Annotated in this window: 8 protein-coding genes and 1 pseudogene; 5 read left to right on the top strand and 4 right to left on the bottom strand. The window is 43.0% G+C overall.

The window, feature by feature from the left end:
• Positions 1-164 precede the first annotated feature (164 nt).
• The 3 genes from LVD47_RS06915 (at position 165) to LVD47_RS06905 (ending at position 1754) form a co-directional block, all read left to right on the top strand.
• Entirely contained in the window at positions 165-323 is a 159-nt protein-coding gene (locus LVD47_RS06915; protein ID WP_236974834.1) for a hypothetical protein, read from the top strand.
• A 74-nt stretch (positions 324-397) separates the two neighbouring features.
• Positions 398-625, top strand: a complete 228-nt coding sequence (locus LVD47_RS06910; protein ID WP_236974833.1) for a hypothetical protein — start codon at positions 398-400, stop codon at positions 623-625.
• A 262-nt stretch (positions 626-887) separates the two neighbouring features.
• Positions 888-1754 carry a RhuM family protein gene (locus LVD47_RS06905; protein ID WP_236974832.1) on the top strand — a complete coding sequence of 289 codons (867 nt, stop codon included), beginning with the start codon at positions 888-890 and terminating at the stop codon, positions 1752-1754.
• Between the two features lie 107 nt (positions 1755-1861).
• Here the strand turns inward: LVD47_RS06905 and LVD47_RS06900 are convergent, their stop codons facing one another.
• From LVD47_RS06900 to LVD47_RS06890, 3 genes are read right to left on the bottom strand one after another with little or no spacing between them, the layout of a single operon-like run.
• Entirely contained in the window at positions 1862-2821 is a 960-nt protein-coding gene (locus LVD47_RS06900) for a BsuBI/PstI family type II restriction endonuclease (protein WP_236974831.1), read from the bottom strand.
• Entirely contained in the window at positions 2818-4464 is a 1647-nt protein-coding gene (locus LVD47_RS06895) for an Eco57I restriction-modification methylase domain-containing protein (protein ID WP_236974830.1), read from the bottom strand. Before LVD47_RS06895 ends, LVD47_RS06900 begins: the two co-directional genes overlap by 4 nt.
• Positions 4461-4775 (bottom strand): helix-turn-helix domain-containing protein, encoded by a 315-nt coding sequence (locus LVD47_RS06890; protein ID WP_236974829.1) that lies wholly within the window; start codon positions 4773-4775, stop codon positions 4461-4463. Before LVD47_RS06890 ends, LVD47_RS06895 begins: the two co-directional genes overlap by 4 nt.
• A 108-nt stretch (positions 4776-4883) precedes the next feature.
• Between LVD47_RS06890 and LVD47_RS24035 the strand changes: the two are divergent.
• Together LVD47_RS24035 and LVD47_RS06885 are read left to right on the top strand one after the other, a co-directional pair.
• Positions 4884-4976: pseudogene (locus LVD47_RS24035) on the top strand (HNH endonuclease); the annotation flags it as partial.
• 25 nt (positions 4977-5001) lie between these two features.
• Positions 5002-5307, top strand: coding sequence for a hypothetical protein (locus LVD47_RS06885; protein WP_236974828.1), 306 nt, complete (start codon positions 5002-5004; stop codon positions 5305-5307).
• A gap of 153 nt (positions 5308-5460) precedes the next feature.
• Here LVD47_RS06885 and LVD47_RS06880 read toward each other — a convergent pair.
• On the bottom strand, positions 5461-5845 hold a 385-nt coding region (locus LVD47_RS06880), incomplete at its 5' end, for a hypothetical protein (RefSeq protein WP_236974827.1).

Below are 5845 nucleotides of genomic sequence, written 5' to 3'. Positions count from 1 at the left end.
GTAGTCACAACCGCTTGTCAATCATCTCTTGAATTGTCATCGTTGTAACAGTCCTGTATTTGATGAGTAGTCACAACACTTTAATTTGAGGGTATTGTTTAGTCGTACTGCCCCCGACAATCCGGCCCCGTTTGCTAACGGGATACCCCCCCAAGCGGGAGAAAATGATAAATAGTAATCTGATCCCGTTTGTTATGGGGATACCCTCTATTTTTTACGCTATCAATAAATGGGACCATACGAAAAAACAACCCAATTCATGGTTTAAAGCAAAGACCATTTCACCAAATCCGGATTTTTCATTATTTTACAGACAAGGATAAATATTATTGCCATTATGTTCCACGAACGGAAACTATTCTCATCACGATCAAAATCCACTTCCAGATGGTGGCATATGATATTACTCATCGGATTTGTTGGTACAATCGGAGCTATCCTAATTGGTTGTGAAAAAGAAAAGAACAAAGTCGCAGATGAATACTATGTAAAGTATGAGGTGAATAGTTCTACGATATACATTGGTGGAAAGCTTGATGTTACCATAAATACTGAAATGGATAATCCAGAGTATAGCCTGTCCCGGACTCGCTTCGGGATTGACCCCCTGAATCCGGGATGTTGACCCCCTATGTGGAAAACGTAGAAAAAACTGACGATATAATATCGACTACAACATTATAAACTTACTACTTACTTGCCATTTCAACGATTGTTAAATATATTGGACAGGAATTTTCGATCTGTAGTAGTATATAATTTGTAATTTTCATCGATAACTGTGATTTAAGGTTGACAGAGGAAAAGCCCGACTGAATAAATGGATCAACACGAACTTGACGAAAATCAAACTACAAGATGAATAGGGCTTTAAAAAGATTAAACCCATGAAAAACGAAATAGTACTATATCAATCTGATGAATTGCCCGAGCGAATAGAGGTAAGATTGGAAGATGAAACCGTATGGTTGTCACAACAGCAGATGGCTACACTATTTAATCAAACCAAACAGAATATCAGTTTACATATTAACAACTGTTATAGGGAGAAGGAATTGGAAAGAAATGCAACCGTCAAGGAATCCTTGACAGTTCGAAAAGAAGGTAAGAGAATGGTCAATCGCAAGATCGAATATTATAATCTTGATGTTATCATCTCAGTCGGTTACCGGGTAAAATCCAAACAAGGCACCCAATTTAGAATTTGGGCAACCAATGTATTGCGGGACTATCTATTAAAAGGGTATGCCTTGAATCAAAGAATGAACAGAATCGAAAATAATGTCGAAAACCTTACTGAAAAGGTTGATACGATCGCTTTGCAAATTCAATCTAATCAACTACCTAAACAAGGAGTGTTCTACAATGGACAGGTGTTTGATGCTTACAATTTTATATCCGATTTGATAAGAAAAGCTAAAACATCCATCATTGTGATTGATAATTACATCGACGATTCTGCGCTGACCCTGCTCAGCAAAAGAAAGAGCAAGGTTTCCGCCACCATCTACACCAAAACCATCAGCAAGCAGCTACGGCTCGACCTGAAGAAGCACAATAGCCAATACCCGGAAATTAAAGTAATAGACTTTAAGGACGCCCACGACCGCTTTATCATCCTCGACGAAAAAGAGCTCTACCACTTGGGAGCTTCCCTGAAAGACATGGGTAAGAAGTGGTTTGCGTTTTCGAAAATGGACAGCCTGACCAAAGATGTATTACAGAAATTGAAAAAAGGAAGGAATGATGAGTGATACATTGAGCCGTTCGAAATGTGGAGAAGCCGTCGTACTGACCCCGTCAATCCGGTTCCGAAAGCTTTCAGACATCCCTCTATTAAAATAAAATACCCAGCCACTTCTCACCGCGGGCCCATAAACCGGTCTCCATTGAAATGGATCATATGATCCGGAAAATCAACGATCCATACTTCCGTCTCCCAGGCAAGGCGGTCCGTATGCCGCTTGAACTCCCTGAAATCCTGAAATGCCGTAACATATACTTTACCAGCACTACATGAAGCCATCATTTCTTCCATTTCTATTATACGCTTGGGAGATACCGGGCCGTGCGAGGTAACGGCTTCGACCAGGAAGAGCCAGTTTCTCTCCCGGTCATAGAGCACTACATCCGGTAGTTTACTATGTTGATCAATGGGGATGCTCAGCGCTTCAAGCCCCGAAACATCGAGATACAGATCTTTCTTCGCGGTGTCCCCGACGTACAGTAAAGAACTTCCCGGAGCAAACCGGGGTGCAAATTCCCGGATAATCGCGATTTGTACTTCATTGTGTTTCCCCGGAGAGAAAGCAATTTCCGAACCGTCCGGAAGCCGCAAGGGGATCTTTCGCATATCCCTCTTCTTTCGGTATTTGTCCTTTAGGGTCCCGAGTTTGTCGAGAAATTCACCGAGCTCTTTCTCCCATGATTCAGTATTATAAGCGCGGACTACCCTGGCTGCTTCCGGGGATAACTTATAGTGATTGTCTTTACTATTCGTGGGTAGATCGGGATTTTCAGGATTGTGGTTGACGATTCCCGCCTGTACAAATTGGTGAAGCGTTTGTCGACGAAAAGTTTCCCTGGAGTTCTCTGCATACGGGCGGTCGTAATGCTCTTCTATAAATCTCATGATCCCTTCATATTTGGCGTTCTTTTTATTGCCCATGACCGCCATACTCACCGGATTGGATGAAGACCAGGGATCATTTTCCCGCAACTGGCACAGGGCCAGAAGGGTAAGGGCCGAACGTTCATTCTGTTGCCTTTTTGGCAAGCCCAGGGCCTGTAGAATGATTTGGGCTTCTTCTATTTTATTCATTGACTAATAACGGGTTGAAAATATTCCTTGACAATTCGATCCGCGTTTTCTACCGATTCATTACCGGATCGGCTTATTTCATTTCCTATGGAATGTATGATTTCCAGGGGTGGCAAAGGCATTGCCCTTAGTTCCGTAGCACTGACATTGACATTCCCATTGAAGATCCTGAAAAAGGTATCAAATAATTGACTATTGAGCAGAGCACATAATCCCAGGACTTCATTTCGCTCCAGGTGCCCCGAAGGACGATAGATATAATTGACCTTGTTTTCCACTCCGATGTATCCATTACCAGTTACTTCCTGATCATTCGGAAGCGGAGGAAAATACGGAGCAGCCACCAGCCGGTGCTGGTCATCTTTACTGCTGAATCTACGAAGGAAGATGTAATTTTTATCCGGGATCAGCAGGGGACCGGATTTCTCTCCGACCTCCATATACTGGCCTTTCCCCGGTTTCGGAACCGGCCATTGCAATTCCATTCTTTGTACGTTGTGCAACCAATACAACGGGGCAATACCCGGGACTCCGGTCAATACTTCTACGGCATTCTCAGGTACCACAACAGAAGTGTTTTCCGGAACTTCATGAATAAATTCACGCGCCCGGAAGGACACGACCCTTCCTGTAGATATCTGAATCCCATAATCTTTCATCGTGGAATTCCAATCCCGGAATATTTCCAATACGGCCTCTTCATAGTCCGATGTAGGTAAATAAAATATTTTTTCCGCCGTATACAGATCCACAATATTCCAATACGGAAATATCTTTTCACCGGCCTCTTTCAAATCCCCTATACCCCCCGATGAAGTAATCCGTATGGGTGCTTCCGGTGCAATTGAGGATTTCTCTCCCCGGATAATCACCGTCTCCTGAAGCACCTTGTCCCTACCGAATGTCTCCTTACGAGAAACAAATAAATGGGCATCCGTGAGCTGTATTTTCCGGAAAAAATATTCCCTGAACCGGGTAAAATATCCTCCCGAAGCATAACTCCGGGGAGTGATAAAGATCAACTCCCCTCCTTCCCGTACCAATGCCGCCGAAACAGCCATGAACAGGGAGTAAATATTAGGATGGCCTTTCACTACGAGGCGGGCCGCCTGTACACGGGGATCCCGGATCGGGAGTTTGAAATACGGTGGATTGGAAATAATAATATCAAATTGCTGAATAGATTTTTTAAAAAGCTCCCGGTCTTCCTGTAAGGAAAAAGCATGGGCCAGTATAAAATCACCCTCACACAACCGGTAAGATGCTGTAATGTTCCGCTCCTCCAACCATCGTACCAGGTATTCCAGGGTTTGCCGGGCTACAGGTACCATAGCCGGATCCGTTTCATAAGCCGTAAATTCCATCATTCCCGTGGAAGGAGATACCTTAGCCAGATGCTCTGCCAGGGCACAGGTAAGTATACCTGCACCGCAACCCGGATCCAGTATTCTCACCACTCTTCCTTTTATCCGTGAGAGGGAAGCCATGTGTTCAGCGATCTCCACGGGCGTAAAGAATTGTCCGTTTTTTTTCTTATGATCCTGGGATACGGCAGAAGCATGAACCAGGCCGAGTCGTTCGGCATACCCTATCGGGCTTTCCTGAGGATCGGGCATTATATTTTTAACCGGGTATATGTTCATTTTCTGGTATAATACTTTAATTTTTCTTCAGCTACCTTCAGCGCGTCTTCCGCCCATTCTTCATTCGTCAGTTCATCGATAACCTTATCACTCAGGTACTGAATAATCAACTCTTTTTCATCAACCCCGAATATCCGGGCTATGGCGCAAACTTGCTGCCTGTTGGCCTGTCGATGTCCCCTCTCGATCTTACTAAGTATGGATGTATCGATGTCCAGTTCTGCGGCTACTTTGCGAAGGGGTAATCCATGTGCTTCCCTGAGCGCACGGATCTGTTGACCGACCGAAACTATATTTTGGACACTTTCCATTTGGACTAAATTTGTCCAAAAATACGCTTCTTTTATTTACTCTCCACTTTTTTGATCAACTTTTTTTAAGATTTTCACTATCTCTTTTGTCAATTACATCTTTAATTAGATACAAATCGCCAAAACAATCGACCTGAAAATCTTCGTTGGTTAACCAAGTTGGAGAACATTTTGAATAACCCTATCACGGTAAAAAAATAATGATACTGCATCCAGAGGGGGTTCATTGGACGAATGGATATTTCAAGATAATCGTAGCGCTTCCCCAACTCAAGAAGTACCGGAAATTGTACCTTCCCTAACGCCTAATGCTGTCCAAAAGGACTGGAAAACACCCAGCGAGTTTCCATATTGTCCGCAACTAAGCACCAATAGTCCCATTGCTACTTATGGTGTAAATCTCAAGATTGGAGCAATATTTTCACGAAATCAATATTCTACCACCATTATTATTGATTTTACTACATCTAAAGACGAAGATACCTTGTGGGTCTTGTGCAAAAATAGCGATGAAAATTCCCTAAAACCCTGATCCTTAACGCAAGTAACCTATGAAGATAAATTGTATGTCCACAAAAGCCTGGGTAGTTTTTTCAAGAGAGATAGCATAGAAAAACAATTTACACTTGCACAAGAGATGGAATGGACAGGTGGAGATACTTTTGACGATTTAATTTCTTAATATTTAACCCGAATTCCCAAACACCTCCACCTCCGCATTCGATTCAAACATCCGGATGGAAAATTGATCGCCCCGGACGGTCTCCAGGAAATAGCGGATATTCCCTCCTCTTAGATCACAAAGGTCATATATCAAATAGGTGGTATCTTCTTTTACCTTTATCCAATGAATAAGATGTCCTACGCGGCACAATTGCCCGGTATAGGGGATCTCGTGGAACTGATTCTCCCACAGGTATTCATAGAGGAAATCGTTTTCGTTGAATATCACCGTCTCATTAAGTTCCAGTAATTCGTCGACGATATAGATCCCCGTATAATTATACCCGCCCGGTAAAAAGGCGGTGATGTCTTTGTTCTGATATAAGGATACGGATTTCATAGGTATT

The sequence above is a fragment of the Membranihabitans maritimus genome (assembly GCF_021729145.1).
In the GTDB taxonomy this organism is placed as follows: domain Bacteria; phylum Bacteroidota; class Bacteroidia; order Chitinophagales; family Saprospiraceae; genus Membranihabitans; species Membranihabitans maritimus.
The sequence above is the reverse complement of the archived record's forward strand: the minus strand, read 5'-3'. Positions and strand labels throughout refer to the sequence as shown.